Here is a 26,971-nt window from a genome sequence, read left to right on the forward strand (position 1 = left end):
TCGATAGATCCGACCACTCGTGGTTGTGAATGAGAGGGAACCATGGCACGACGCACCCATGCACTCAGCGCGATCGCACTGGCGGCCGCCGCCGCGCTCGTTCCCGTACAGGCCACGGCGCAGCAGTCCGCGCCCCGGGCGTCCGTGTCGCCCGCCGCCTCGTGCGACGCACCCGTGAGACCCGCCTCGCAGATGACGGTCGAGGCGTGCGACAGCCCCGAGCGGATCATCGAGAAGGCGGCGAACATCGTCCCCACGACGGGACAGCTGGCGTGGCAGCGGCGGGAGGTCACCGCCTTCACGCACTTCGGGATGAACACCTTCACCGACCGCGAATGGGGTTCCGGCACGGAGGACGAGAAGCTCTTCGCGCCGAAGAGCATCGACGCCGACCAGTGGATGCGCGCCTACAAGGCGGCCGGCGTCGAGCAGGTCATGCTGACCGTCAAGCACCACGACGGTTTCGTCCTCTACCCGAGCCGCTACACCGACCACTCGGTCGCCCTCAGCCCGGGCAGCCCCGATGTCGTGGCCGCCTATGTGAAGGCTGCCCGCAAGGCGGGCCTGAAGGTCGGCCTCTACCTCTCGCCCTCCGACGGCGCCGAGCTCCCGCACGCCTGGCACGCGGAGTGGGTCGAGAAGATCCGCGCCAAGCAGGCCGAGGGGAAACCGCTGAGCCTGCCCGAGCGGATGGCGCTGGCGGACGGTGACCGCGCCCCCGCCGGCCAGGGCCGCTTCGGCAACGGCAGCGCCGTCACCGAGCGAACGATTCCCACGCTCGTCCCCGGCGACGACCGTGCCGCCCGGGTGAAGAGCGGCAAGCTGCCCACCTTCAAGGTGCGGGCCGACGACTACGACGCGTACTACCTCAACCAGCTCTACGAGATCTTCACCCAGTACGGTCCGGTCGAGGAGCTCTGGCTCGACGGCGCCAACCCCTGGTCGGGCTCCGGCATCACGCAGAAGTACGACGTCAAGCAGTGGTTCGACATGGTCAAGGCGCTCTCGCCGAACACCGTCGTCTTCCAGGGCCCGCAGGGCGTCCGCTGGGTCGGCAACGAGTCCGGCACCGCCCGGGAGACCGAGTGGAGCGTCACCCCGCACGCCACCGACCCGTGGACGGGGCTCGGCAGCCTCCCCAACGACTCGACCGACGCCGACATCGGCTCACGCGCCAGGCTCCTCGGCCCGGACGTCAACCACCTCCAGTGGTACCCGGCCGAGGCGGACGTCTCCAACCGGCCGGGCTGGTTCTACCACGAGAACGAACAGCCCAAGACCGCAGCGCAGTTGATGAACCTGTACGAGAAGAGCGTCGGTCGTAACGCCTCGCTCCTGCTCAACGTCCCGCCCACTCCCGACGGCCGGATCGCCGACGCGGACGTCGCGACACTGACCGCCTTCGGCGACGACGTGCGCCGGATCTACGGCTCCGACGTACGCACGCAGGGCCCGGGCCCGTTCACCTTCGACCGGGTGGCGGTCCGTGAGGACATCCGGCGCGGACAGCGGGTCGAGAAGTTCGCCGTGGAGGCCAGGATCGACGGTGCGTGGCAGCGGATCGCCGAGGGCACCACCATCGGCCACGAGCGCATCCTGCCGCTCCCCGCAGCCGTCACCGCGTCGGCGGTCCGCGTCAAGGTGCTGGAATCCAGGGCGAAGCCGCACCTCGGGGCGACGACGCTGCATCTCAGCACCCCTGCGGCCAGGCCCTAACCCCGGTCCAGATACGCCAGTACCGCAAGAACGCGGCGGTTGTCGTCGTCGGAGGGCGGCAGGCCCAGCTTCCCGAAGATGTTCGAGGTGTGCTTGGCCACCGCCCGCTCCGTGATCACCATCTGTGAGGCGATCGCCGCGTTCGAACGGCCCTGGGCCATCAGCTCCATGACCTCCCGCTCCCGCGGTGTCAGCCCGCCCATCGGCTTGTCCTGCGCGCGCCGCGACAGCAACTGTGAGATCACCTGCGGGTCCATCGCCGTGCCACCCGCCGCGACCCGGCGTACCGCGTCGATGAACTGGTCGGCGTCGAACACCCGGTCCTTCAGCAGGTAGCCGATCGCCCCGTTGCCGTCCGCCAGCAGCTCGCGCGCGTACAACTGCTCGACGTGCTGGGAGAGTACGAGCACCGGCAGCCCCGGCCTGGCACGCCGGGCCGCCAGAGCGCACTGGAGCCCCTCGTCCGTGTGGGACGGCGGAAGCCGGACGTCGACGACGGCGACGTCCGGCTCCAACTCGGCGAGTGCTCTGGTGAGTTCGGGCCCGGTCTCGACGGCGGCCGCGATCTCGAAGTCGTACGCCTCCAGCATGCGCACCAGGCCGTCGCGCAACAGGAAGAGATCTTCGGCTAGGACAACTCGCAAGGGATCTCCATGGTCACCATGGTGGGACCGCCCGCGGGGCTGCTGACGGCCATGATGCCGTCGAATGTACCGAGTCGGCGTTCGATACCGCTCAGGCCCGAGCCCGCTCCGGCCACCGCGCCCCCCTTGCCGTTGTCCGTGACCGAGATCCTCAGCATCCCGCCGACATGCTGCAGGTCCACCCAGATCCGGTCCGCTCCCGAGTGCTTCGCCGCGTTCGTCAGGGCCTCGCTGACCGCGAAGTACGCCGCCGACTCGACCGGGGCATCGACCCGGCCGTCCAGCTCCACGTCCACCTCCGACGGGATCGGCAGCCGCAGCGCCAGCGCCCTGACCGCGTCACCGAGCCCCCGCTCGGCGAGGACCGGCGGGTGGATGCCCCGTACGAGGTCACGCAGTTCCGTCAGCGCCTCGGCAGAGGACGCGCGCGCCGTCGCCAGCAGCTTCTTGGCCTGCTCCGGGTCCTTCTCGATCAGCGCCTCGATGGTGCCGAGATTCATGCCCATGGCGACCAGCCGGGCCTGCGCCCCGTCATGCAGATCCCGCTCGATGCGCCGCAGCTCCGACGCGGCGGTGTCGACCGCCTCGTGCCGGCTCTCGGTCAGCCGGTCGATGCGCAGGGCCAGTTCCTGCTCATGGGTGGGGGCCAGCACCGAGCGGGCGATCACGAAGTGTGCCCGCAGCAGCCGCTCGCTCAGTGCCACACCGGTCGCGAAGAGCGCCACACCCAGCGCGGCGGCGGCGAGCCCCGTCGCCTGGCTGTCGACGGGGACGAACGCGTACCAGTACCGGTCGTCCGTGAAGACCCGCCACAGACCCGCCGCCAGGACGAAGCCCTCCACGGGGTAGATCATCAGTGCCGCCGCCAGGACGGCCACGACATAGCCGGCCGTCATGTCGACCAGCATCCACTGGATGTCCCGCCAGGTCGCCGGGTCCTTCAGCATCAGCGTGGTCCGCTCCACCTGCCCGGTGAACCCGCTGCGCACATCCTTCGGAAGCGGCCGGTACGGGACCGGTATACGGACGTTTGACCAGGTGATGGCCAGCAGCCGGCGCTGATTGGCGTGCTTGCGGACCGCCTCCAGTACCTGGGGGGTGGTGACCAGGCCGATGCCCAGCGGGATGAAGGCGATGGAGAGGACCGCCAGCACGAAGAGCGTGATCGACCCCACCGTCGCGGCGATCGACAGCACCAGCCCGCGCCCCGCGGCCAGCAACGCCGCTCTGATCCGTCCCTGCTTCGCGTTCATGCTGGTCCCTCTTCCCTCGCCCGGCTTGCCGAGCCGTCGTGCCGGCCCCGGTCCGCACACAGTCTGACCCGTCGGGCGCCGCGGGCGTCAGCCGTCCTGCCACCGGGCGGGGGTGTACCTACCACCACCCCCGTGACCTCGCCCTACGTCCCGCCGAGTGGGGGCCTCGGCGGCTGGGGCGGCGGGCCCGGGGTTCCTAGATTCGTGGTGTCCGGTCCGACGTCTACATCAGGGGGCGAACAACGCCATGAGGCGCAATCTCGCGGCACGTATCGGTGTGTGGAGCGCACACCATCGCAAGACGGCCATTCTCGGCTGGCTGCTCTTCGTCGTACTCGCCGCGGGCATCGGCGGCGCGTCGGGCATGGTCGAGATGACGAACGCGGAGAACGGCGCCGGTGACTCGGCCCGGGCCGAGCAGATCCTCTCCGACGCCGGCCTCGGCCACCGGGCCGGCGAGATGGTCATGGTGTCGTCGGCCGAGCCCGACGGCTGGCGGAAGGCGGCTTCGGAGCTGTCCACGGCCCTCGGGAAGACCGGTGAGGTGACGGGCCTGGCCGAGCCGGTCGTCTCCGAGGACGGCAGGGACGCGCTGATCACCTTCGAGATGAAGGGCGACGCGGCCACCTCCGCCGACCGGGTGCAGCCCGTCCTGGACGCCGTGTCCGGGGTCCAGGACGACCGGGCGGACGTGACGGTCCGCCAGTTCGGCGAGGCCAGTGCCGGGAAGTGGCTCGGCGATCTGCTCTCCGAGGACTTCAAGAAGGCCGAGTTCACCGCCGTGCCCCTGGCGCTCGGCATCCTGCTGGTCGCCTTCGGCGCCGTGGTCGCGGCCCTGCTGCCCGTGGGCCTCGCGCTGACCGCGTGCCTGGCGGCCTTCGGCCTGCTCTCGCTCGCCAGCCACCAGCTGCACCTCTTCCAGACCACGTACTCCGTGATGTTCCTGATGGGCTTCGCCGTCGGCGTCGACTACTGCCTCTTCTACCTGCGGCGTGAGCGTGACGAGCGGGCCGCGGGGCGCGATGCCGAGACGGCGCTGCGGATCGCCGCGGCGACCAGCGGCCGGTCCGTGCTCGTGTCGGGGCTGACCGTCATGGTCGCGATGGCCGGCATGTTCCTGTCCGGGCTCCTGCTGTTCAAGGGCTTCGCCCTGGCCACGATCATCGTGGTCTTCATCGCCATGATGGGCTCCGTGACGGTCCTGCCCGCACTGCTCTCCTGGCTGGGTGACCGGATCGACGCCGGACGGGTACCGCTGCTGAACCGCCGCAACAAGCGCGGCAAGAAGGAGAGCGGCAGGATCGCCGGCAAGCTGCTGCGGCTCGTCCTCGCCAAGCCGAAGTTCTTCGCCGCCGCCTCCGTCGTCGTCCTGCTGGTGCTTGCCGCACCGGCCCTCGGAATGAAGACCGAGTCGCTGGGCCTGGAGAAGCAGTTCGGATCGGACTCCCCGCTGTCGGTCGCCTACCGCCACATCAGCGAGACGTTCCCCGGCGGTCCCGCCCCCGCCCAGGTGGTCGTCGAGGCGGACGACATCGAGGCACCGGCCGTACGCAAGGCGCTCGCCGGCTTCGACAAGGTGACCGTCCACCGGGCGCAGAACGTCGCGGAGATCGAGGTACCGCTGCCCGGCGGCAAGGCCGGTCTGTCCGAACTGCGGGAGGACCGGCTGCCGGCCGCGTTCGACGGCACGGGTGCGCGGGCCTATGTCACCGGTGAGGTGGCCGGGTCGGTGGACTTCAACGACCAGCTGAAGAGCGGCATCGTGCCCGTCTTCCTCTTCATCACAGCGGTGACCTTCCTGCTGATGCTGTTCTGCTTCCGCAGCTACGTCATCGCCGTGACCTCGATCCTGCTCAACCTGCTCTCGGTCGCCGCCGCCTACGGTGTGATGACCGCCGTGTTCCAGCACGGCTGGGGCGCCTCGCTGATCGGTTCGGAGGGGGTCGGCGCGATCGAGTCCTGGATGCCGCTGTTCGTCCTCGTCGTCCTGTTCGGGCTCTCGATGGACTACCACGTCTTCGTGGTCTCCCGGATCCGCGAGGCCCGTGGCCGCGGTCTCTCCACCCCGGCCGCGATCGACGAGGGCATCCGGCGCACGGCCGGCGCGGTGACCGGTGCGGCCGTGATCATGGTGGCGGTGTTCTCGGTCTTCGGGACGCTGTCGATGCAGGACATGCAGCAGATGGGCGTGGGCCTGGCCGTCGCGGTGCTGCTGGACGCCACGGTCGTACGGATGGTCCTGCTGCCCTCCGTGATGGCGCTGCTGGGCGAGCGGAACTGGCGCACCCCGCGCGGCCTGACCCGCCTGCCGGACCTGGACCACAGCGAGCCGGAGCCGGACCGTGCTGCTGCGGCGTCCCCGGTGATGCACAACTGACCCCGGACGGACGAGGCGGGCCCCGGCTGCGGTACGTACCGCAGCCGGGGCCCACCTGTGTGCGGTCAGGGCGCGTACTTGTAGCCGACGCGCCGCACCGTCTGGATCGACCGGCGGTGCTTGACGCCCAGCTTGCGGCGCAGCCGGGCGATGTGGACGTCGACGGTGCGACCGTCGCCCACGTGCCCGTAACCCCAGACCGTGGTCACCAACTGGTCGCGGGTGTGCACCCGGTGGGGGTACGCCACCAGATGGGCGAGGAGCTCGAACTCCAGGTAGGTGAGGTCGAGTGTGTCCCCGTTCACCGCGGCGGTGCGCTGGACGGAGTCGATCCGCACAGCCCCGGCTTCCTCGTCCTCCAGCACCTCGGGCACCACGTACTGGGCGGCCGCGGCCGCGATGGCCGGCTGCTGGTCGGCGGGGATGAGCACCAGATATCCGACCATGGCCGGCCGGCCGGGCAGCGCCGGCAGGGTGTGCTGGGGCGCGGGCAGCCAGGTCGCGCCCGGAGTCAGGAACGCGGAGACGTCGGCAGGCCGGACGACTTCGTCCGGATCCACGGCTCGCAGACGAGGCCGGCTGGGGGAGTGGGGACGGGCGGAAGCGGTCGCAGCGGTCGTCGACGGCGCTGCGGTGGCAGCGACTGCGGCGGAGAAGGTACGAGTGTTCGCCATGAGGGTCAGCTCTTTCGCGCGAGGGAGTCGTCTGTGGACGGACTTGCTTCGTGCGCGCGGACCGAAGACCGGGGTGAGCGGTGTTAGAGGGCCTGCGCGTTCAACGCGCGGCAACACACCCGGTCGAAGTCGTGATGCTGACGGGAAGGCCAGAACGGCTCGAGGTCGCTGCGACCTGTCGAAGTGTGCTGGATGCTGGCCATGCCCCCATTGAACCAGAGAACGGGGCGGGGGAGCAGGCCTCTCTCACTCGTCGATACGGACCCTTTGCGTTACGTTCCTCACTCGTGTCTCTCAACCCGCCGGTCACCCGCGCCGGTTGGGGACTCATGCCGTCCCGGGCACGCCGAAGGGCGCCCACCGGCAGTGCGGCGGGCGCCTCTCGGACGTGCGGTTGCTGCGGGATCAGACCTGGTCGGCCTTCTCCAGCGCGGCGCAGCAGGTGTCGGTGATCAGCCGCGTGACGACGTACGGGTCGACGTTGGCGTTCGGGCGGCGGTCCTCGATGTAGCCCTTCTGGTCCTGCTCGACCTGCCACGGGATACGGACCGAGGCGCCGCGGTTGGAGACGCCGTAGCTGTACTCGTTCCACGGGGCGGTCTCGTGCAGGCCCGTAAGGCGGTCGTCGATGCCCGCGCCGTAGTTCTTGACGTGGTCCATCGGCTTCGAGCCCTCGCCCAGCGACTCGCACGCGGTGATGATCGCGTCGTAGCCCTCGCGCATCGCCTTGGTGGAGAAGTTGGTGTGCGCGCCCGCGCCGTTCCAGTCGCCCTTGACCGGCTTCGGGTCGAGGGTCGCGGAGACGTTGAAGTCCTCGGCGGTGCGGTAGAGCAGCCAGCGGGCGATCCACAGCTGGTCGGAGACCTCCAGCGGGGAGACCGGGCCGACCTGGAACTCCCACTGGCCGGGCATGACCTCGGCGTTGATGCCGGAGATGGCGAGGCCCGCCTTCAGACAGTTGTCGAGGTGCTTCTCGACGATCTCGCGGCCGAAGATCTCGTCCGCGCCGACGCCGCAGTAGTAGCCGCCCTGCGCGGCCGGGAAGCCGCCCACGGGGAAGCCGAGCGGGCGGTGGCCGTCGAAGAAGGTGTACTCCTGCTCGATGCCGAAGATCGGCTCCTGACCCGCGAACTGCTCGGCGATCGGGCGCAGTCCGGCACGCGTGTTGGACTCGTGCGGGGTCATGTCGATGTTGAAGACCTCGCACAGGACCAGGACGTCGTCACCGCCACGGATCGGGTCCGGGCACGTGAAGACCGGCTTCAGCACCCGGTCGGAGGCGTGGCCCTCGGCCTGGTTGGTGCTCGACCCGTCGAAGCCCCAGATGGGCAGCACGGCCACGTCGGACGGCGGGGAACCGGGCATGATCTTGGTCTTGGAACGGAGCTTGGCGGTCGGCTCGGTGCCGTCGATCCAGATGTACTCAGCCTTGAACGTCACGGAAGCCCATCCTTTGCGGGTGCTGCGGTCTATGCAGCGCAGCTTCGCAAGGCGCGATTTCCCGACCGTTGCCCTCGTGTGAACCCCGTGTTACCGAGGTTTCCTGCGTAAGACCGGCCGGCCGTGGGGTGCCGCCTACCGGCTGCCGCGGTCCCGGAGCAGCGGCTCGAAGCCGGCGGCACGGATCCGCCGCACCAGCTCCTCCGGGGTGGTGCCGAGGGCCACCGCCGCACGCGGGAGCAGCCAGTCCGCGTCGGCGAGCCGTTGCAGCAGGTGCCCGCGCCGGACCTGCGCCTCGGACAGCCGGAACGTCTTCAGGTAGGCGACCTGTCCCTTGTGGTCGGTGATCGTCTCGCCGATGTGCTGCCCGTCCCGGTTGCGCAGGAACGGCGGCAGGAACCGCCACAGCGTGAACGACCCCATCCGGTACACCCGGTCGAAGCCGTACGAGGTGTCCAGCAGCTCCCGTGCGAAGAGCGTGTCGTGCGTCTCGCTCCACTCCCGCTCCTGCCCCCGCGCGGCGGCCCGCAGACCGGCGAGCGTCCGGACATGGGGGCCGTCCGCGATCCGGGCCCCGAACTCGGCGACCGGCGCGCCGTACATCGCGTACTGATGGACCAGCTCCCCGTACAGGTCCTGCACGAGCGTCGGGTGCAGGAGGCGGTAGTCGTCGGGATGCGGGACGACGAAGGCGGCGGCGAGCGCGTCAGCCGTATACACCATCACCCCGCACTGACCGGGATGGATCTCGAACGCCCGCAGCGCGTCGCCCAGCCCGCGCACCGACCACCCCAGGTACGCGTCCTCGGCGCGCGGCGACAGCCCGTCGCGCAGCGCCTGGCGCGACCACTCCTCCCAGGCGGTGGACGGCCCGCCGAAGTGCAGCGACAGATAGCCCTCCATCGCGAGGTGCAGCGGCAGGAAGCGCAGCCGGTTCCCGGGCTGCCGCTTGGCCAGGCGGTGGTGACGGTGGCGCGGCAGCGTGAGCGTCCTGGGCGGGGTGCTCCGGGAGCCGCTCCCGTCCTGAGCGGCGAGCTGTGTCCCGTACGCGGCGGTGTTCGCGCCTTTACCCGTCCAGTCCGCGACGAACCCATGCGGGATGTACGAGGTGTAGTGCGTACGCGGACCCACCTCCACCACACCGGTCCCGAACCCCGAGTACACCTCCCGGTGCAGCCGGAGCCCCTCGACGGGCTGCTCGCGAACCAGCGGTACGAGCCGGACGCCGCCCCACACCTGCGCCGGGCGGGCGGTGAGCCCGGTCAGTTCGAGCCTGTTCACAGCGGTCCTCCCGACGGGTCGTCGTTCACGAACCGGGCGACCTGCCGGTCCAGGTACGCGTACAGCTCGGCGGGGCCGGTGCGGCCCTCGGAGAAGTGCGCGATCTCCACCAGCGCCGGCAGGTCCTCCGCGTCCCGGATACCGGCCGTCGGCACGCCGGGCGACAGCCGCCGGACGTCGAAACCGTCCGCGTCGTATACAGGGTTCACATGCACCACAGCAGTGCTCCGATCCGGGTCGAGCCTGGTCCGCCACACCCGCAGCACCTCGCCCGCGAGCCCCGGCGGGGCGTTGTCCCAGCCGTCCGAGACGATGACCAGCCGGTCCGGACCGTGCTCCAGAGCGTCCAGGACGCGGAGACCGAGCGGGGTCGGGCCCCATGGCCTGACCAGCAGCGGATCCCGCACCCCGCTGGTCCACAGCGGGGCGTACGCGCCGGGTGCGGCGAGCGCCTCCAGCAGGAAGTGGCAGGCCAGTGCCACGGCGAGCGGGCGGCGTCGCTTCTCGCCCGAGCCCGACGAGGAGTAGCTGTCGTCGAGCACGGCGGCGACCCGTCCCCAGCTCCCGGCGTGCGGGCCCGCCGCGCGGCGGGCGGCGGTACGCAGGGCGAGGGTCAGCTCCGCGCGATGCTGCCGGCGCGCAGGGGCGTCGAACGCCAGGACGTACAGCGCGAGCCGGGTCAGCGGCATCACGGTCAGATCGACGCCCGCCGGAAGCTCCCGCGGAGAGGCCTTGCCGCGCTGCCCCTGGGTGCGCAGCCGCTCCAGCCGCGTCATCCGGGGAGCCATCCGCTCCAGGAACGCCTCACGCTTCATGCCGTGCCGGGCGGCGAAGCCCTCGGCGACGGTGAACGGCAGTTCGCCGACGGCGCCCTGCTCGTAGTGGGCGCGGCGCCAGGCGTCGAGTAGCCCGTGCCGGTAGCGCGGCAGTTTCCCCGGCCGGAAGAGGAAGGCCCCCAGCTCGCCGCCCGGCGCCGCGCCCGGCTGTCCCCCGTCGTCGTCGAGCCGGAGATGGGCATGGCGGACCGCGGTCTTCAGCCCTGTGCGGTACTTCACGGCGTCGTGTGCCGGATCCGGCCGCCCGGCCAGCCAGTCACGCATGATCGCGCGGGTGCGCCGGTTGTTGACCTTGGCCGCGCGCAGCCCCCGGAAGAGGCGGTAGACCCGTTGCGGCGGCAGTTTCGCCAGCCGGGCCGCGATCAGCCGGCCCTCGGTGCGCCTCTCCTCGTCCGAGGCTTCGGCGGCGTGCTCCAGCAGACCCTGCACGATGCGCACGGCGTTGTGGTCGTTGATGTCCAGGGCGAGCGAAGCGGCATACACCCGGCGGTAGTTGACCCGCACGTACTCGTGCAGGAAGTCCAGCGAGAGCTGCTGCCGGTACGCCTCCGAGCGGAACTCGCGCTGTCCGGTCGCGGTGATCGCCGCGTTGACGAACAGGAGCACGTCCTCGGCGGCGACAAGATCGGCAAAGGTTTCGGTCGGCATGATGAATCCCCCGTGGTGTTCCGCGAGGCGGTACGCACAGGCGGAAGCCGGCCGGGGAATGAGGGGGCGAACAGCGAAATTTTTGCTTTAGAGGCAAGTCCCGGAAGTCGCCCCGGAGTCCCGCGGCCGGCCCCGCCAACATAACGACCTCCCCGCACGCCCCGCCACCGGATTCGAACGGCCAGGACGGCGCACCCGGCACACTGGTCCCATGACTACACCCGTGACCCCCCTGCGTATCGGTCTGGTCGGTGCGGGCCCCTGGGCCCGCAACACCCAGGCCCCCGCCCTCGCCGCCCACCCCGGCGCCGTGCTGAGCGGGGTGTGGGGCCGACGCGCCGAGGCGGCCGAGGAGCTGGCCGCCGCGCACGGCACCACGGCGTACACCGGGGACGCGGGGCTCGACGAACTCTTCGGCGCGAGCGACGCCGTGGCGTTCGCCCTGCCGCCGGACGTCCAGGCCCCGCTGGCCGCGCGCGCCGCGGCGGCCGGCTGCCATCTGCTGATGGACAAGCCGGTGGCCACCACCGTCGAGGGCGCCCGTGAAGTGGCCGAGGCCGCCGAGCGGGCCCGGGTCGCCTCGATCGTCTTCTGCACCCTGCGGTTCGCGCCGGAGACCGCGGACTGGATCGCCGAACAGGGCGCGAAGGGCGGCTGGTTCACCGCTCACGCCGAGTGGATCGGCGCCCTGTGGGCACCCGGCGCGGACAGCGAGTACGCCGCGTCCCCCTGGCGCCGGGAGAAGGGCGGCCTGTGGGACGTCGGCCCGCACGCGCTCTCGGTCCTTATTCCGGTGCTCGGCGACGTCACCGCCCTGACCGCGGCCCGCGGCCCCGCAGGCACCCACCATCTCGTCCTGCGCCACACGTCCGGCGCCTCCAGCACGGTGACGCTCACGCTGGCGGCACCGGTGGCCGCGGCCGGGGTGGGCATCGAGCTCAGGGGCGAGCACGGCATCGTCGGCCTGCCCCGGTGGGACGGCGCCGTCGGGGCGTTCGGCGCGGCGGTGGACGCGCTGATCGAATCGGTGCGTACGGGGGAGGCGCACCCCTGCGACGCACGGTTCGGGCTCCGCCTGACGGAACTGCTCGCGGACGCCGAGGCGCAGGCGGGAGAGTAGGCCTCTGCCCGCGCCGGGCGGTCACTCACGCCCGGCGCGCAGGGCCCTTGTTCAGCGCCCCAGCGCGTCCCGGACCGCCTCGTCCGTGCGCGCGACCACGGCTGTGCCGTCCTGCGCCGTGATGATCGGCCGCTGGATGAGTTTCGGGTGCTCGGCGAGGGCGGTGATCCACCGCTCCCGCGCATCCGCCTCGCGCGGCCACTCCTTGAGCCCCAGCTCCTTCGCGTCCGCCTCCTGGGTCCGCGTGATGTCCCACGGCTCCAGCCCCAGCCGGTCGAGCACGACCCGGATCTCGTCCGGCGACGGCACGTCCTCCAGGTACCGGCGGACGGTGTAGTCGGCACCCTCCGCGTCGAGCAGCTGCACCGCGCTGCGGCACTTCGAGCAGGCGGGATTGATCCAGATCTCCATGGGTCCAAAGGTACGCGATGGACTCGCGAAAACCCCTCTGGCCAGGGGCGATTGTCAGTGGGGGGCAGTAAAATAGGGGTAGTTCGTGAGGGTTCCACCACCGTGCCAGGAGGTTGCAGATGGCCGTAGCCGCAGTGACGACCAAGCCGCTCCACACACCCCTGAAGAAGAGGCGGCTCCCCGCCGGACGGCCCCGTGAGTGGTACGTCTCCCACAATCGCCGGCTGAAGGCGATGCGCCTGGCGATCGCCCTGCTCGACGCAGGCGTCTACCACCCGTCGAGCGCGAGCAACGCCCGGATACGTACGGCCGCCGAGCGCCTCGCCGTCCACCCGCCGTCCGACACCACCTGCCGCATGGTCCGCGCGCTGATCCGCTACGGACGCTGACTCCCACCGCTCCCGCCGAGGACCGCGCCCCCGGACGACCCGGGGGCGCGGTCGCGTCTCAGAACCCGCTGCACGTCGCGGTGGCGAAGGGGCCGGAAGCCCTGGCGGTGCGGCGGGTGCCGTCGTCCACCGACACCGAACAGGCCACGTCACCGCCCGACTTCCCGAGGCCGGCGGCGAACGAGCCGTTGTTCATGAACCCCTTGGAGTCCAGCTCCCCGGCCCACGGCAGGGTCCGCAGGGTCATCCGTCCGGTCGACAGGGCGTCGCCCCGCCAGGTGCTGTAGGTGAGCACCACGTTCTCGGCGGTGCCGGTGACCTCGTACCGGATGTGAACGGTCCGCGAGCTCTCCGCCGAGACCTCACGGGCCAGCACCGCGGAGACCGCACCGAGGCCGAGGGCGAGCAGCACGAGGACCATCAACAGCACCCACGGCCACAGCCGCCGCCGCGGGGGCGGCGGGACCGGTGCGCCGGGGGCGGTCTGCTCACTCATCCCCCCAGCCTCGGCGGTCCGCGCCCGGCCCGCGACCCCACGGCCCCCGGCCGCTCGCCCGTCCGGCCTACACCGCATGCGCCCCCACCTGCCGCCCCTTTGACTTGGGGTGACGGACGAGTGCTGGGAGGCACGATGAAGAGGCGAGGCCTACGGGGTGCGGGCGCGGTGCTGGTGGCGATGACCGTGGCGTTCACGGCATCGGCCTGCTCGGACGACGGGGACAGCGCGTCCAGCACGGCGTCCAAGGCGGCGTCGGCGGCCGCATCCGTCGCCTCCCGGGGCGCCGATGTGGTCGCCTCGGCGACGGCCGCCGCCGGGGACAAGCTGAACGACTTCAAGGACGGCGTGAACGCGGGCGGCGACGTCAAGGCGGGCGCCCCGTCCACCGACGAGGACGGCCGTGTCACCTCGAAGATCACCGTGACGAACAGCACCGGCTCGACGCAGTCCTACGGCGTGCAGATCAACTTCAACGACCCGAACGGCAATCTGCTCGACACGGTCGTGGTGACGGTCGACGACGTGGCCGCGAAGGGGACCAAGACCGCCACGGCCCGCAGCAACCGCAAGCTCGACGGGGACGTCGAGGTGGAGGTCGGAAAGGCGCTGCGGCACTGACGGCGCGGGACGTCCACGGTGGTCCGCCGGGCCGGTACGCTCCGCCGTCGGTACCCGACGGCCATGCCCCGACCCAGGAGAACAGCACATGAGGATCCATCTGACCGGCGTCTTCGTCGACGACCAGGACAAGGCCCTGCGCTTCTACACCGACGTACTGGGCTTCGTGAAGAAGGCCGAGGTCCCGGCGGGCCGGGACCGCTGGCTGACCGTGGTCTCGCCGGACGACCCCGACGGGACCGAACTCCTGCTGGAGCCCGACGGCCATCCCGCGGTGAAGCCGTACAAGACGGCCCTGGTCAGGGACGGCATCCCGGCCGCCTCCTTCGCCGTGGACGATGTTCCCGCGGAGTTCGCCCGACTGCGTGAACGCGGAGTGCGCTTCACCCAGGAGCCGCTGGAGGTGGGGCCGGTGACCGTCGCGGTCCTGGACGACACCTGCGGCAACCTGATCCAGATCGTGCACAGCGCCTGACCCTGGAATCCGCCGAGTCCGCCTGACCCTGGAATCCGCCGGATCCGCCGGGCCGTTCGGTGGCGGGCGGGAACGGTCGCCCCGCCTTCAGGCTCCTGCCCCGCCCTCAGGCTCCTGCCCCGCCCTCAGGCTCCGGCCTGAAGGCGGAGGCCCGCCAGGGTCAGCTCCAGCCCGGCCAGGAATTGCTCCTTGTCGTCGTGCCCGTCGAACTCGTCGACGATGTCGTGCACGAACGGATACTTCTCGGCGTCGAGCGCACGCCACGTCTCGGCGTAGCGCCCGAGGAACTCTTCGCGGCCCACGAGGCCGTCGACCACCTCCTGGGGCGGCTCCTGCCCCAGGTCGGCGGCGTTGGCGACCACGACGCCCACGATCGCCGAAACGGCGTGGAACCGCTGCCGTGGCGTGAGGCCGAGCCGAAGCGTCCGCTGCCCCAGCTCCTCGTAGAGCCGCAACGCGTTGCCCTCGACGTTGATGTTGCGCATGAAGTGCGCACCCAGCCACGGACGGTCCACGACCGCGTCGAACAGCGTGACGGCCATCACGCGCAGGTCATCGATCGGGTCGCCGCTGTCGTTCTGCCCTTCGACGGCGGTCAGCACCCCGCCGAGCACGTGGTCGATGGCGCGGTCGAGCAGGTCGTCCTTGCCCGATACGTACCAGTAGATGCTGCCGACGCCGGTGCCGAGCCGGGCCGCGAGGGCGCGAAGGGTCAGCGCGGGCGCGCCCGCTTCGTCGAGCAGGGCCACGGCCGCGGTGAGAACGGCCTCGATGGAGTGCGATCCACGCTGACGTCCTCGGGAAGGGCGATCGGCGGGTCGTGATCGTGGGCCTGTCATGGTGCCCATCCAATCACAGCTTGCGCATTTATCGAACTACGTTCTATGGTCGAACGTCGTTCGATAGTCGGCGACGTTCCGAAAGGAGGCCCGCCATGACCACCACCGCCACCGCGCCCCCTGCGTCACGCACCTATCCGTCTCTGCGCGCCGCATGGATTCCCCTGGCCGCGCTCTGCCTGGCCTTCTTCGTCGAGATGGTCGACAACACGCTGCTCTCGATCGCACTGCCCACGATCGGCCGGGACCTCGGCAGCGGCACCACCGCGCTCCAGTGGGTCACCGGCGCGTACTCGCTGACGTTCGGCGGCCTGCTGCTGACGGCGGGATCGATGGCCGACCGGCTCGGGCGCCGACGCGTGCTGCTGGTCGGCCTGGCGGTGTTCGGCCTGCTGAGCCTGGGCGTCGTCGCGGTCGGCACCGCGGGGGAGCTCATCACCTTGCGGGCCGGCCTGGGCATCGCTGCTGCGGCGATGGCCCCCGTCACCAACTCGCTGGTCTTCCGGCTGTTCGACGACAAGGCGCTGCGGATGCGCGCGATGACCCTGATGATCATCGTCGGCATGTCCGGCTTCATCCTCGGCCCGCTGCTGGGCGGGACCGCCCTGGCTCACGTGCGGTGGCAGTGGCTCCTGCTCATCAACGCCCCGATCGCCCTGATCGCGGCCATCGGTGTCCGTCTCGGCGTCCCGGCGGACCGGCCGCAGGACCTGACCCGCGACAGGCTCGATCTGCCGGGCGCCGCGCTGAGCGTCGCCACCATCGGCCTCGCCTGCTACTCGCTGACCAGCGGCGTCGAGCACGGCTGGCTCTCCGCGATCACCCTCGCCTCGTTCCTCGGCGCCCTGGCCGCGGGGATCGCGTTCGTGTGGCACGAGCGCCGCAGCCCATCGCCCATGCTGGATCTCCGCCTCTTCTCCAACGGCACCGTGCGCGGCGCCGCCATCGCGCAGATCGGCACGGCCATCGCGATGGCCGCCGTGATGTTCGGGCTGATCCTCCACTTCCAGTACGCCTACGGGTGGAGCCCCGTACGGGCCGGTCTGGCGAACCTGCCGCTCATCGTGACCATGATCGCCGCAACCCCCCTGTCCGAGTGGCTCGCGGCACGGTTCGGCCACCGCATCGCCTGCCTGGTCGGCGCGGTCTGCCTGGCCGGCTCACTGGCCGGTCTGTCCTGGGGCGTCGACCGCGGGTACGGCGTCATCGCGGTCTGCATGGTCGTGATGACCGTCGGACTGCGCACCGTCATGACGATCTGCGCCATCGCGCTCGTCGACGCGGTGCCGAGCAACCGCACGTCGATCGGCGCGGCGCTCAACGACACCGCCCAGGAGGTCGGAAGCAGCATCGGCACCGCCGTGGTCGGCACCCTGATCGCGGCGCTGGTCACCACGCAGCTGCCCGCAGGCACCTGGAGCGACACCCTGGTGGCGTCGTTCTTCCACGGGGAGCGGATCACCTACGCCGTGCTGGCGGTCATCGTCGGCCTGGTCGCGGCAGGCGGAGCACTCACCCTCACCGACTCCCACGCCACCGAGGAGCCCCACTGAGAGCCACCCGCGACCGCGCGGGGCAGGACACGCAAAACGCCACCGGGACCAGCGCATTTCAGCGCCGGTCCCGGTGGCCTGTTCACGTGTCGCAGCTCAGGTCGTACACCTGACCCCGCGGTTTAGAGGTCGAAGTACAGCTCGAACTCGTGCGGGTGCGGGCGCAGCTGGATCGGGGCGATCTCGTGCGTGCGCTTGAAGTCGATCCACGTCTCGATGAGGTCGGACGTGAAGACGCCGCCCGCCAGGAGGTACTCGTGGTCCGCCTCGAGGGCGTCGAGCACGGCCGGGAGGGAGGTCGGGACCTGCTGGACGTTGGCGTGCTCCTCGGGAGCCAGCTCGTACAGGTCCTTGTCGATCGGCTCCGGCGGCTCGATCTTGTTCTTGACGCCGTCCAGGCCGGCCATCAGGAGGGCCGAGAAAGCGAGGTACGGGTTGGACGACGGGTCCGGGGCGCGGAACTCGACGCGCTTGGCCTTCGGGTTGGAGCCCGTGATCGGGATGCGCATCGCGGCGGAACGGTTGCGCTGCGAGTACACCATGTTGACCGGGGCCTCGAAGCCGGGGACCAGGCGGTGGTACGAGTTCACCGTCGGGTTGGTGAAGGCCAGCAGCGACGGGGCGTGCTTCAGGATGCCGCCGATGTAGTAGCGCGCCATGTCCGAGAGGCCCGCGTAGCCCTGCTCGTCGTAGAACAGCGGGTCGCCACCGGCCCACAGGGACTGGTGCACGTGCATGCCCGAGCCGTTGTCGCCGAAGATCGGCTTCGGCATGAAGGTCGCGGTCTTGCCGTTGCGCCAGGCGACGTTCTTCACGATGTACTTGAAGAGCATCAGGTCGTCGGCCGCGGCGAGCAGCGTGTTGAACTTGTAGTTGATCTCGGCCTGGCCGGCGGTGCCGACCTCGTGGTGCTGGCGCTCGACCTGGAGGCCGTTCTTGTCCAGCTCCATGGAGATCTCGGCACGCAGGTCGGCGAAGTGGTCGACCGGCGGGGTCGGGAAGTAGCCGCCCTTGTAGCGGACCTTGTAGCCGCGGTTGTTCTCCTCCGACCCGGTGTTCCAGGCGCCGGCCTCGGAGTCGATGTGGTAGAAGGACTCGTTCGCCGAGGTCTGGAAGCGGACGTTGTCGAACACGTAGAACTCGGCCTCGGGGCCGAAGTACGCGGTGTCGGCGATGCCGGTGGAGGCGAGGTAGGCCTCGGCCTTCTTGGCCACGTTCCGCGGGTCACGGCTGTACTGCTCGCCGGTGATCGGGTCGTGGATGAAGAAGTTGATGTTGACGGTCTTGTCGCGGCGGAACGGGTCGACACGGGCGGTCGACAGGTCCGCGCGCAGCGCCATGTCGGACTCGTGGATGGCCTGGAAGCCGCGGATCGAGGAGCCGTCGAAGGCGAGCTCCTCGGTCGGGTCGAAGACCGCTGCCGGGATGGTGAAGTGCTGCATCACACCGGGCAGGTCGCAGAACCGGACGTCGATGAACTTGACGTCTTCGTCGGCGATGTACTTCTTCACGTCGTCGGCGTTCTGGAACATCCAACTCCTCCTACTCCCGGCCCGGGAGGGACGGGGTTGCAGCTCGTTGTGTGGCCAGTGCGGTGGCACACGCTGGACCCGACCATAGGCAGACCGGATTTCTCAAGCATGACCCATTTGTTTCGCCGAAGTTAACCGAGCCGGGTGTGAGCGGCACCTCGTCACCCGTACGACGGCCGGTTCCCGGCACGTTCCGGGCCGGTTTCGGTGCGGTGTCCCGGGCCGTGGCGGCCCCCCGCCCGGCAGGGGCCACGGGCGGGCGCAGTACCGTGGTCGGGTGGACAATAGGCAAGCAATCGGATCGTGGCTCTCCGGGCCGCGTGCGGCCGCCGAGGAGATGGGCGCCGACTTCGGGCACCGGGGCAAGCGGCTCGGGCTTCCCGAGCAGGGGCCGGGTGCCATGGCGCCGCTCGGCCGGCGCTTCGGCGCGATCTTCGTCGACTGGGCCCTGTGCATGCTGATCGCATACGGGCTGTTCGCTCGCGGTGACCAGCAGGCGACGGGCAACTGGGCGCTCGGCATCTTCCTCGTACTGAGTGTGCTCACCGTCGGCACCATCGGCTGTACGCCCGGCAAGCGCCTGCTGGGCATCAAGGTCGTCTCCGAGGGCGGCGGGCGCCTGGGGACCGGACGGGTGCTGGTGCGCAGCGTGCTGCTGTGCCTGGCGATCCCGGCCCTCGTCTGGGACCGCGACGGCCGCGGACTCCACGACCGGCTGGCCCGCGCCGTTCAGGTCCGTATCTGATCCGGCCGTTCAGGTCCGTTTCTGACGTTCAGGTCCGTATCTGATCCGAGGGAGAGCCGCCGGGGAACAGCGCACCGACGAGCGGCGCACCGACGAACGCGAGCGGCGCACCGACGAAAGAGGGCGGGTCGCGAACCCTGTGGTTCGCGACCCGCCCTCTTCTTGCGTTCTCTCAGTCCGCTCAGCGCATCTTTCCGCCGCGCGGCATCCGCATGCCCTTCGGCATGGGGCCCTTCGGCAGCGGCATGTTGCTCATCAGGTCGCCCATCGCCCGCAGCCGGTCGTTGGTGGCGGTCACCTGCGGGCCGGTCAGGATGCGCGGCAGCTTCAGCATCTTGGTGCGCACCTTCTTGAGCGGCACCTGACCCTCGTCGTTGCCGACGATGATGTCGTGCACGGGTACGTCGACCGCGATGCGGGCCATCTTCTTCTTCTCGGCCGCCAGCAGGCCCTTCACCCGGTTCGGGTTGCCCTCACCCACCAGCACGATGCCCGCCTTGCCCACGGCACGGTGGACGACGTCCTGGCTGCGGTTCATCGCGACCGCAGGCGTCGTGGTCCAGCCACGGCCCACACGGTCCAGCACGGCCGCCGCCGCACCCGGCTGTCCCTCCATCTGCCCGAAGGCCGCTCGCTCGGCACGCCGCCCGAAGACGATCGCCATCGCGAGGAGGGCGAGCACGAAGCCCAGGATGCCCACGTAGATCGGGTGGTCGATCAAGAAACCGATCGCGAGGAGGACACCGAAGGTGACGATTCCCACGCCCGCGACAACAAGACCGATCTTGGAGTCGGTCCGCCTGGTCATCTTGTAGGTCAGGGCGATCTGCTTGAGCCGCCCCGCGTTCTCGGCGCTGTCCGCGCCTTCAGTGGATTCTGCCTTCCTCGCCATGCAATGAAGTTTACGTGGCCTAGGAACGGTGGTCGGCCACGGCCTCCAGTACGTACTCGGACTCGACCCGGTCCTTGGCCCGGCGGCGGTCCTCCAGGACCGCGGTCCAGGCGTTGCGGCGGGCGGTGCGCTGGCCGCTGCTCAGGAGCAGCGACTCGACGGCGCGGAGGGCATCGGTGACGGAAGGAAGGGCGGTGGCGCGTACCGGCACGGCCTGCATCGTGGAATTCCCCTCGGAACGGATGCGCTCACCGGACGGTGCCGGCGGGCGGAGTGTGCTGCGCGGACTGGATACGGGACGCAGGGTCGGCAGTGGCAGGGAGAGTCACTGCGCTGCGTGTATCCAGGGTCACTGCTTGGTGTTACCAGCGCATGACCGGTCGGTCAAACACCAATGAAACCTTGATACGGGCGCCGCGCACGCCGACGCGGCCCATACGCGCCTCCGACCTGCGAGGAGCGCATGGGCCGCGTCGAATCAGCGATTACTGCTCAGTAGCTTCTTGTGCTCGGATTCACACGGACGCTGCTACGCGGTCGGCGCCGCGGCCACCGCGCCGCGCCGCTCCATCGCCTGCTGGAACAGCCGGCCCGCGCGGTACGAGGAACGGACCAGCGGTCCGGACATCACACCGGAGTAGCCGATCGCGTCGGCCTCGTCCTTGAGCTCCACGAACTCGTGCGGCTTCACCCAGCGCTCGACCGGGTGGTGGCGCGGGGTCGGCCGCAGGTACTGCGTGATCGTGATGAGCTCGCAGCCCGCGTCGTGCAGGTCCCGGAGTGCCTGGCTGACTTCCTCGCGGGTCTCGCCCATGCCGAGGATCAGGTTGGACTTGGTCACCAGGCCGGCCTCGCGGGCGCGGGTGATGACCTCCAGGGAACGCTCGTAGCGGAAGCCGGGGCGGATCCGCTTGAAGATCCGCGGCACCGTCTCCACGTTGTGCCCCAGCACCTCGGGGCGCGAGGAGAAGACCTCGGCGAGCTGCTCGGGCTCCGCGTTGAAGTCGGGGATCAGCAGCTCGACCTTGGTGTGGCCGCCCTCCCGCTCCGCCGTCAGTGCGTGGATCTGGCGCACGGTCTCCGCGTACAGCCAGGCACCGCCGTCCTCCAGGTCGTCGCGCGCGACGCCGGTGATGGTGGCGTAGTTCAGGTCCATCGTGACGACCGACTCGCCGACACGGCGGGGCTCGTCCCGGTCCAGCTCCTGCGGCTTGCCCGTGTCGATCTGGCAGAAGTCACAGCGGCGGGTGCACTGGTCACCGCCGATGAGGAACGTGGCCTCGCGGTCCTCCCAGCACTCGAAGATGTTGGGGCAGCCGGCCTCCTGGCACACCGTGTGCAGACCCTCGCTCTTCACGAGCTTCTGCAGCTGGTTGTACTCGGGGCCCATCTTCGCCCGGGTTTTGATCCACTCGGGCTTGCGCTCGATGGGGGTCTGGCTGTTCCGGACCTCGAGGCGCAGCATCTTGCGCCCGTCGGGTGCGACAGCGGACACTCCGGCACTCCCCTTTGCTCTCGCTGCATTGGATTCTTCGGCGAACACCAGGGTACGCCCGTAGTTCAAACGGCTTTACGTCTGCCCAACCTGTGGCCGACAGGGCCTATTCCCGGAGGGGCGCTCCGAGGGTCAGGCCGTGGCCACGGCCTGACCCTCGGAGGACTCCCGCTCGATCGTGCGCGGGGCGAGGTCGGCGTTCTCCAGGATGTCCCGGAGGTGCTTCTCGGCGACCGGCAGCACGTCGGCGATCGTGATCTCGCGGCCGAGCTCGTAACTGAGCGACGTCACGCCGGCGTCCCGGATGCCGCACGGCACGATCCGGTCGAACGAGGTGGTGTCCGGATTCACGTTGAGGGCGAAGCCGTGCATGGTGACGCCCTTGGCGACCCGGATGCCGATCGCGGCCAGCTTGCGGTCCTCGCGGCGCTGACCGGCGTTGGACGGGGCGTACTCGGGGCCGTTCAGCCGGGCGTCGAACTCCTCGTCCTGCAGCCGCGGGTCGAAGTCGAGGGAGAGGCCGCCGATCGCCGGGCGTTCCTCGACCGGGTCGCCGAGCACCCAGACGCCGCTGCGGCCCTCGACCCGGCTGGTCGCCACGCCGAACTCGGCCGCCGTGCGGATCAGCGCGTCCTCCAGCCGGCGGACGTGTGCGACGACGTCCACCGGACGCGGCAGCTTCTGGATCGGGTAGCCGACCAGCTGGCCCGGACCGTGCCAGGTGATCTTGCCGCCGCGGTCCACGTCGATGACCGGGGTGCCGTCCAGGGGGCGCTCGCTGTCGGCCGTGCGCCGGCCCGCCGTGTAGACGGGCGGGTGCTCCAGCAGCAGGCAGGTGTCGGGAACGGTGTCCTCGAACCGCGCCGCATGCACCTCGCGCTGCTTCTGCCAGGCCTCCTGGTAGTCGACGGCATCCTCGCCGAATCCCAGACGGACGAACCGAAGCTCAGTCACGGAAGCAGCCTCTCTACTTGCGGCGCCGGGGCCGGGGGATGTCCCCGTCGTCACGTCACCATGCACCGAATCGCGCCTCCGGCCACTGTACGACCGGCGTCGGAGCGGGGGCCCGGCAGGTGGTTCCCGTCAGCGCCGCCCTCAATCCTCACACGATCGGATGAATGTGAGGCGAGAGTGGCCGGGGTTGCCCCGGTTGCCGCTAAATTCGCGCCGTTCCCCGGGGCCTGCCCAGCACCGTGACTCCGCGGGGAAACGTGTCAGAGCAGGCCTCAGGGACTGCCCGCCCATGCCCGCCCGGCCCCGAAGGCAGGAGACCGTACAGCTGATGTCGGAACGACCCCCGCAGCGCACCCCCAACCGCCGACTCGCCTCACTCATCACCGAGGCCGGGTTCTCCAACGCCGGCCTCGCCCGCCGGGTGGACCAGCTCGGTCTCGAACACGGCCTCGACCTGCGGTACGACAAGACCTCCGTGACCCGCTGGCTGCGCGGGCAGCAGCCGCGGGGCACCACACCCGCACTGATCGCCGAGGTCTTCACCCGGCGGCTCGGCCGCCGGCTCTCCGCGCAGGACCTGGGCCTGGACGCCTGCGCGCCCGTCTACGCCGGTCTGGAGTTCGCGGCGACCCCCGCCGAGGCGGTCGACATCGTCAGCGGACTGTGGCGCAAGGACTCCGGCAGTCATGTGGAGCTGCGGAAGATCGCCTTCACCCCGGCGGGCCTGGTCGTCCCCAGCCGGGACTGGCTGATCGGGCGGGCGGACGAGTGGGTGGGACGGGCGGGCGAAGCCGCAGCGGTGGCGGGCGGTACCGCCGGGGCGCACGGGGGCGCCCAGGCGCACCCCGGGCCGCGTACGGCGCCCGGACCGCACGGGATGCCCGGCAGCGCGGCCAACGGGCAGCACAGCGGCGGGAGCGGCCTCGGAGGACCCGGCGGCGGGTTCGTGCCCGGGGTGCCCGAGCAGGGCAGCGCACCCGGCGTCCGGCACGGCCTCCGCGGGCCCACACCGTCCCGGCCGGCCGGACCGCACGCGCCGGGCGGCTCCCCGGCCTCCCTCGGCCCCGGCTTTCCCCGGCAGCGGCAGGCCGAGCGGGGCTCCGGGCAGAAGGTCGGCAGCGGCGACGTCGCCGCCCTGCGCTCGGTCGCCGAGCTCTTCCGCACGCTGGACAACGCCTATGGTGGCGGCCACGCCAGACAGGCCCTCGTCCGGTACCTGGAGCACGAGACGGAGCCGATGCTGCGCGGTACGTACGGGGAGGCAACCGGGCGACGGCTCTTCGCCGCAGCGGCCGATCTGACCCGGCTCGCCGGCTGGACCTCGTACGACATCGCGGCCCACGGTCTCGCCCAGCGCTACTTCGTCCAGGCGCTCCGGCTGGCACAGGCCGCCGGCGACCGGGCCTACGGCAGCTTCGTCCTGATCACCATGAGCCGGCAGGCCGTCTACCTCGGCCACGGGCGCGAGGCGGTGCAGCTGGCGCGGGTGGCCCAGCAGGGAGTCGGCTCCTCCGCGCCCCACGCCGTGCTGGCCCTGCTGCACGCGGTCGAGGCGCGGGGCCACGGCGTGCTCGGCGAGGCCAAGGCGTGCGTGGCCTCGCTCGCGCGGGCGGAACGCGCGCTGGAGGCCTCCCGTCCCGGCGACGAGGTGCCGTACTGGGCGCGCCACTTCGACGAGGCGCAGCTGGCCGACGAGTTCGGGCACTGCCATCGCGACCTCCAGCAGTACCGGGCCGCCGCACAGCACGCGGAGCGCTCTCTCCAGCTGCGCGCGCCCGCGTACGCCCGCAGCCGGCTGTTCTGCCGGGTGGTCCTGGCCTCCGCCCGGCTCGGGCTCGGCGAGCTCGACCAGGCCTGCCGGCTGGGCGCGGAAGCCGCGCAGCAGGCCGCCGAGATGCGGTCGGTGCGCGCCACGGAGTACGTACGGGACTTCGAGCGGCGCCTCGAACCTTTCCGCGACGCCGCCGCGGTCCGCGGCTACCGCGAGCGGGTGGCCGCGCTGGGATGAGGCCGCGCCCGACGGGCGCGGCCCCGGTCCGAGGGCTCTGCGCCCTGCGGCCCGCTCTCCGAGGGCCCTGCGCCCTGCGGTCCCCGGTCCGACGGGTTCTACGCCGCCTCGGAGAGCGCCGTGGTGTTCTCCCCGGCAGGGCTCACCCCCAGGTCGGTGAGGATCGCCGCGGCCGCGCGACGGCCGGAGGACAGGGCCCCCTGGACCGTGCCGGTGTCGCGGTGGTCGCCGCACACGTACAGGCCGGCGAGCAGCCGGACCGGGCGCTGCGGGTCGTGCGGGGCCACCATCGCGGGCACCGCCTCCGGATCGTGGTGGGTGGCCAGCAGCTCCCAGTCGTCGGTGGGAGTGCCGTAGAGCGCCGCGAGGTGCGCGCGGACCGTGCGGTCCAGATCGGGCGGCGGAGTACCGAGCACCGTCGAGCTGATCAGGACCCGGCCGTGCGGGGCGCGCGCCGGATCGACCTCGCTCATCACCGCCGTGTGCGTGACCGGTCCCGAGCGGTCGGCGTCCAGGAGCAGCGATGCGCCGGTCGGCGGGGGAGCGGGGGCGGTGTGGTGGAGCACTGTCACCGGGTGGAAGGAGGGCACGTGCAGACCGGGCAGCAGTTCGGCCGCGGCGCCCGCGCCGGTTGCGAGCAGCAGGGAGCGGCAGCCCAGCTCGCCGTGCTCCTTGGTGCGCACCGAGGTGATGTCCGCCGCCGTGACGTGCACGCCGGTCCGTACGGTGCCGGGCGGCAGTGTGGCCGCGAGCAGTTCGGGCAGTGTGGCCGAACCCCCCGACGGTACGCAGAGCCTGCCGCTCGCGTACCCGCGCAGCGCGAGATCGGCGCACCGGCTCGACGTGGTGAGCGCGGGGTCGCTGAGCAGCGCCGTGAGCAGGGGCCGCACGAAGCCGTTGAGCGTCCGGGCGGACAGGCCGCGGCCGGACAGGGCGTCGAGCGCGGCCCGTTCGGGCCTGGCCAGGATGCGGGCCCGGGGGGTGGCCGCGAGCCGGGCCAGCGCCACACCGAGCCGGGCCTGGTCGATCGCCCCGCCCATGGCGCCGGTGAGGCTCCCTCCCAGGGGCGCCCGGGGGGCGCTTGCGAGGGCGCGCGCCGCTTTGAATGCGCCCCGCGCGCTGCGCGAGCCCCGGGGGCTGCGTATCTCCCCGGTCCGGTACCGGCGTCCCTCGCTGTGGACGAGTACGCCGGGGTCGAAGTTCCGCAGGACGAGTCCGTCGAGTCCTGGCGTCGAGCGCAGCTCCGGATACGAGGTGTTGAGAAGCGGTCCGATGTGGTCGAGCCGGAACCCGTCGACCTCGTCGGTCATCATCCGGCCGCCGACCCGGGGGCCGGCCTCCAGGACGCTGACGCTCACTCCCGCACTGGTCAGTCGGTGGGCCGCTGACAGGCCGGCGATCCCGGCCCCGATGATGACGACGTCCGCGTGGTGTGCCGTGCTGAGCACGTGCCCCTCCCCGAGTCGGCGCAACTGGTGGGAGGGTATTGCCCTCAACAGGCCACCGGAATGCGCGAGTTCGGCATGATGCTAGGAGGGTGGCGGGATTGCGCGCAGTCGCGCGCGGGCCGGGGCACCGGTGCACGGGGTCGCGCGTCCGTCTGAATCCGGCGACGGAGCGCGGCTCCTGGGGTGCGGGATCAGCGCAGAGCCGCCCGGACGGCGGCGTCGATCCCGGGGAACGCGAAGGCGAATCCCGAGTCCAGCAGCCGCCCGGGCAGCACCCGCTGACTCCCCAGCACGTCCTCGGCGAAGTCGCCCAGGGCGATCCGCAGCGCCGGTGCGGGAGCGGTGAACAGGGTGGGCCGACGAAGGACCCGGCCCATCGCCGCTGTCACCTCGCCGTTGGTGACCGGGTCCGGCCCGGTCAGATTCACCGCTCCCGACAGCTCCGGGGTGTCCAGGACGTGCCGCAGCGCCGCGATGTGGTCGTGCAGCGCGATGAAGCTCCAGTACTGCCGCCCGTTGCCGAGCCGGCCGCCGAGCCCCGCGCGGAACAGCGGGAAGAGCCGCCCCCAGGCGCCGCCCTCCCGGGCGACGACCAGTCCGGTGCGCGCGTGCACGGTCCGCACCCCGGCCTCCTCCGCGGCGGCCGTGGCTTGCTCCCACTCCACGCACACCGACGGCAGGAAACCGTCGCCGGGCGGTGCGCCCTCGTCGACCGCACGGTCCCCGGTGTCCCCGTAGAAGCCGATCGCGGACCCGGACAGCAGCACCTTCGGCGGCACGTCCAGCGAGGCGACGGCCTCCGCGACCGCGGCCGTGCCCAGCACCCGGCTGTCCCGGATCTCCCGCTTGTACGCCTCGGTCCAGCGGTGGTCGCCGACCCCGGCCCCGGCGAGATGGACGACGGCATCACAGCCCACCAGCCCCGCCACGTCCACGTAACCCCGCTTGGGGTCCCACTCCACCTCGTCGCCCGTCCGTGCAGGGCGCCGGACCAGCCGGACCACCTCGTGCCCGTCGGCCCGCAGCGAGCGCACCAGCGCCGCTCCGATGAGTCCGGTCGATCCGGTGACAGCGATACGGGAGTGCGACATGGGGCCATCCTGCCCCATATGCCGCCGACGACG

Annotated in this window: 25 protein-coding genes; 9 read left to right on the plus strand and 16 right to left on the minus strand. The window is 71.2% G+C overall.

What is annotated here, in order from left to right:
- The first annotated feature begins 42 nt into the window (after positions 1-42).
- On the plus strand, positions 43-1,716 hold the full coding sequence (locus tag ACIOEW_RS03900) for an alpha-L-fucosidase (protein WP_401961061.1): 1,674 nt from the start codon (positions 43-45) through the stop codon (positions 1,714-1,716).
- Here the strand turns inward: ACIOEW_RS03900 and ACIOEW_RS03905 are convergent.
- Both ACIOEW_RS03905 and ACIOEW_RS03910 read right to left on the minus strand, forming a co-directional pair.
- Entirely contained in the window at positions 1,713-2,360 is a 648-nt protein-coding gene (locus ACIOEW_RS03905) for a LuxR C-terminal-related transcriptional regulator (protein ID WP_393057309.1), read from the minus strand. The genes ACIOEW_RS03900 and ACIOEW_RS03905 overlap by 4 nt on opposite strands.
- Positions 2,345-3,613 carry a histidine kinase gene (locus tag ACIOEW_RS03910; RefSeq protein ID WP_401961065.1) on the minus strand — a complete coding sequence of 423 codons (1,269 nt, stop codon included), beginning with the start codon at positions 3,611-3,613 and terminating at the stop codon, positions 2,345-2,347. The genes ACIOEW_RS03905 and ACIOEW_RS03910 overlap by 16 nt, the downstream gene beginning before the upstream one ends.
- 247 nt (positions 3,614-3,860) lie before the next feature.
- On the opposite strand from ACIOEW_RS03910, the gene ACIOEW_RS03915 reads away from it, so the two are divergent.
- The gene (locus ACIOEW_RS03915) at positions 3,861-5,990 is read left to right on the plus strand and encodes an MMPL family transporter (protein ID WP_401961067.1); all 2,130 of its coding nucleotides are present in this window, start codon (positions 3,861-3,863) and stop codon (positions 5,988-5,990) included.
- A gap of 65 nt (positions 5,991-6,055) precedes the next feature.
- Here ACIOEW_RS03915 and ACIOEW_RS03920 read toward each other — a convergent pair whose 3' ends face one another.
- The 4 genes from ACIOEW_RS03920 to ACIOEW_RS03935 form a co-directional block, all read right to left on the minus strand.
- Entirely contained in the window at positions 6,056-6,664 is a 609-nt protein-coding gene (locus ACIOEW_RS03920; protein ID WP_401961070.1) for a winged helix-turn-helix domain-containing protein, read from the minus strand.
- A 405-nt stretch (positions 6,665-7,069) separates the two neighbouring features.
- Complete coding sequence (gene glnII / locus ACIOEW_RS03925; RefSeq protein ID WP_401961072.1) at positions 7,070-8,104, minus strand: glutamine synthetase; 1,035 nt, start codon at positions 8,102-8,104, stop codon at positions 7,070-7,072.
- 135 nt (positions 8,105-8,239) lie between these two features.
- Complete coding sequence (locus ACIOEW_RS03930; protein ID WP_401961075.1) at positions 8,240-9,385, minus strand: ARPP-2 domain-containing protein; 1,146 nt, start codon at positions 9,383-9,385, stop codon at positions 8,240-8,242.
- Positions 9,382-10,869: a hypothetical protein gene (locus ACIOEW_RS03935; RefSeq protein WP_401961077.1), complete on the minus strand. Its 1,488-nt coding sequence runs from the start codon at positions 10,867-10,869 to the stop codon at positions 9,382-9,384. The genes ACIOEW_RS03930 and ACIOEW_RS03935 overlap by 4 nt, the downstream gene beginning before the upstream one ends.
- Before the next feature lie 211 nt (positions 10,870-11,080).
- Between ACIOEW_RS03935 and ACIOEW_RS03940 the strand changes: the two genes are divergently transcribed.
- Positions 11,081-11,989 carry a Gfo/Idh/MocA family protein gene (locus tag ACIOEW_RS03940; RefSeq protein ID WP_401961080.1) on the plus strand — a complete coding sequence of 303 codons (909 nt, stop codon included), beginning with the start codon at positions 11,081-11,083 and terminating at the stop codon, positions 11,987-11,989.
- A gap of 51 nt (positions 11,990-12,040) precedes the next feature.
- On the opposite strand, the gene ACIOEW_RS03945 is transcribed toward ACIOEW_RS03940, so the two are convergent.
- The gene (locus tag ACIOEW_RS03945) at positions 12,041-12,400 is read right to left on the minus strand and encodes an arsenate reductase family protein (RefSeq protein WP_401961083.1); all 360 of its coding nucleotides are present in this window, start codon (positions 12,398-12,400) and stop codon (positions 12,041-12,043) included.
- A 119-nt stretch (positions 12,401-12,519) separates the two neighbouring features.
- On the opposite strand from ACIOEW_RS03945, the gene ACIOEW_RS03950 reads away from it, so the two are divergent.
- Positions 12,520-12,789, plus strand: a complete 270-nt coding sequence (locus ACIOEW_RS03950; protein WP_401961086.1) for a hypothetical protein — start codon at positions 12,520-12,522, stop codon at positions 12,787-12,789.
- A 58-nt stretch (positions 12,790-12,847) separates the two neighbouring features.
- Here the strand turns inward: ACIOEW_RS03950 and ACIOEW_RS03955 are convergent, their stop codons facing one another.
- A complete protein-coding gene (locus ACIOEW_RS03955; RefSeq protein ID WP_401961089.1) occupies positions 12,848-13,285 on the minus strand; it encodes a hypothetical protein in 438 nt (145 codons plus the stop codon).
- A gap of 135 nt (positions 13,286-13,420) precedes the next feature.
- Here ACIOEW_RS03955 and ACIOEW_RS03960 point away from each other — a divergent pair, with 135 nt between their 5' ends.
- Positions 13,421-13,906, plus strand: coding sequence for a hypothetical protein (locus tag ACIOEW_RS03960; protein ID WP_362556763.1), 486 nt, complete (start codon positions 13,421-13,423; stop codon positions 13,904-13,906).
- Between the two features lie 88 nt (positions 13,907-13,994).
- Positions 13,995-14,381 carry a VOC family protein gene (locus tag ACIOEW_RS03965; protein WP_362556761.1) on the plus strand — a complete coding sequence of 129 codons (387 nt, stop codon included), beginning with the start codon at positions 13,995-13,997 and terminating at the stop codon, positions 14,379-14,381.
- Between the two features lie 125 nt (positions 14,382-14,506).
- On the opposite strand, the gene ACIOEW_RS03970 is transcribed toward ACIOEW_RS03965, so the two are convergent.
- Entirely contained in the window at positions 14,507-15,154 is a 648-nt protein-coding gene (locus ACIOEW_RS03970; RefSeq protein WP_362556811.1) for a TetR/AcrR family transcriptional regulator, read from the minus strand.
- A gap of 161 nt (positions 15,155-15,315) precedes the next feature.
- Here ACIOEW_RS03970 and ACIOEW_RS03975 point away from each other — a divergent pair, with 161 nt between their 5' ends.
- A complete protein-coding gene (locus ACIOEW_RS03975) occupies positions 15,316-16,773 on the plus strand; it encodes an MFS transporter (RefSeq protein WP_401961092.1) in 1,458 nt (485 codons plus the stop codon).
- A gap of 122 nt (positions 16,774-16,895) precedes the next feature.
- Here ACIOEW_RS03975 and glnA read toward each other — a convergent pair whose 3' ends face one another.
- Positions 16,896-18,305, minus strand: coding sequence for a type I glutamate--ammonia ligase (gene glnA, locus ACIOEW_RS03980; protein WP_351003228.1), 1,410 nt, complete (start codon positions 18,303-18,305; stop codon positions 16,896-16,898).
- A 277-nt stretch (positions 18,306-18,582) separates the two neighbouring features.
- Between glnA and ACIOEW_RS03985 the strand changes: the two genes are divergently transcribed.
- On the plus strand, positions 18,583-19,050 hold the full coding sequence (locus ACIOEW_RS03985; RefSeq protein WP_401961093.1) for an RDD family protein: 468 nt from the start codon (positions 18,583-18,585) through the stop codon (positions 19,048-19,050).
- 181 nt (positions 19,051-19,231) lie between these two features.
- Here ACIOEW_RS03985 and ACIOEW_RS03990 read toward each other — a convergent pair whose 3' ends face one another.
- The 4 genes from ACIOEW_RS03990 to lipB form a co-directional block, all read right to left on the minus strand.
- Positions 19,232-19,942, minus strand: coding sequence for a DUF4191 domain-containing protein (locus ACIOEW_RS03990; protein WP_362556756.1), 711 nt, complete (start codon positions 19,940-19,942; stop codon positions 19,232-19,234).
- A 19-nt stretch (positions 19,943-19,961) separates the two neighbouring features.
- Complete coding sequence (locus tag ACIOEW_RS03995; protein WP_136330099.1) at positions 19,962-20,162, minus strand: hypothetical protein; 201 nt, start codon at positions 20,160-20,162, stop codon at positions 19,962-19,964.
- Between the two features lie 309 nt (positions 20,163-20,471).
- A complete protein-coding gene (lipA, locus tag ACIOEW_RS04000; RefSeq protein WP_351003627.1) occupies positions 20,472-21,437 on the minus strand; it encodes a lipoyl synthase in 966 nt (321 codons plus the stop codon).
- Positions 21,438-21,569: 132 nt separating this feature from the next.
- Positions 21,570-22,391: a lipoyl(octanoyl) transferase LipB gene (gene lipB / locus ACIOEW_RS04005; RefSeq protein WP_401961096.1), complete on the minus strand. Its 822-nt coding sequence runs from the start codon at positions 22,389-22,391 to the stop codon at positions 21,570-21,572.
- A gap of 328 nt (positions 22,392-22,719) precedes the next feature.
- On the opposite strand from lipB, the gene ACIOEW_RS04010 reads away from it, so the two are divergent.
- Entirely contained in the window at positions 22,720-24,399 is a 1,680-nt protein-coding gene (locus tag ACIOEW_RS04010; protein WP_401961097.1) for a regulator, read from the plus strand.
- Between the two features lie 98 nt (positions 24,400-24,497).
- On the opposite strand, the gene ACIOEW_RS04015 is transcribed toward ACIOEW_RS04010, so the two are convergent.
- Together ACIOEW_RS04015 and ACIOEW_RS04020 are read right to left on the minus strand one after the other, a co-directional pair.
- Complete coding sequence (locus tag ACIOEW_RS04015) at positions 24,498-25,847, minus strand: NAD(P)/FAD-dependent oxidoreductase (RefSeq protein WP_401961099.1); 1,350 nt, start codon at positions 25,845-25,847, stop codon at positions 24,498-24,500.
- A gap of 191 nt (positions 25,848-26,038) precedes the next feature.
- Positions 26,039-26,938 carry a TIGR01777 family oxidoreductase gene (locus ACIOEW_RS04020; protein WP_401961100.1) on the minus strand — a complete coding sequence of 300 codons (900 nt, stop codon included), beginning with the start codon at positions 26,936-26,938 and terminating at the stop codon, positions 26,039-26,041.
- Positions 26,939-26,971: the final 33 nt, after the last annotated feature.

The sequence above is a fragment of the Streptomyces sp. NPDC087901 genome (genome assembly GCF_044742205.1).
In the GTDB taxonomy this organism is placed as follows: Bacteria; Actinomycetota; Actinomycetes; order Streptomycetales; family Streptomycetaceae; genus Streptomyces.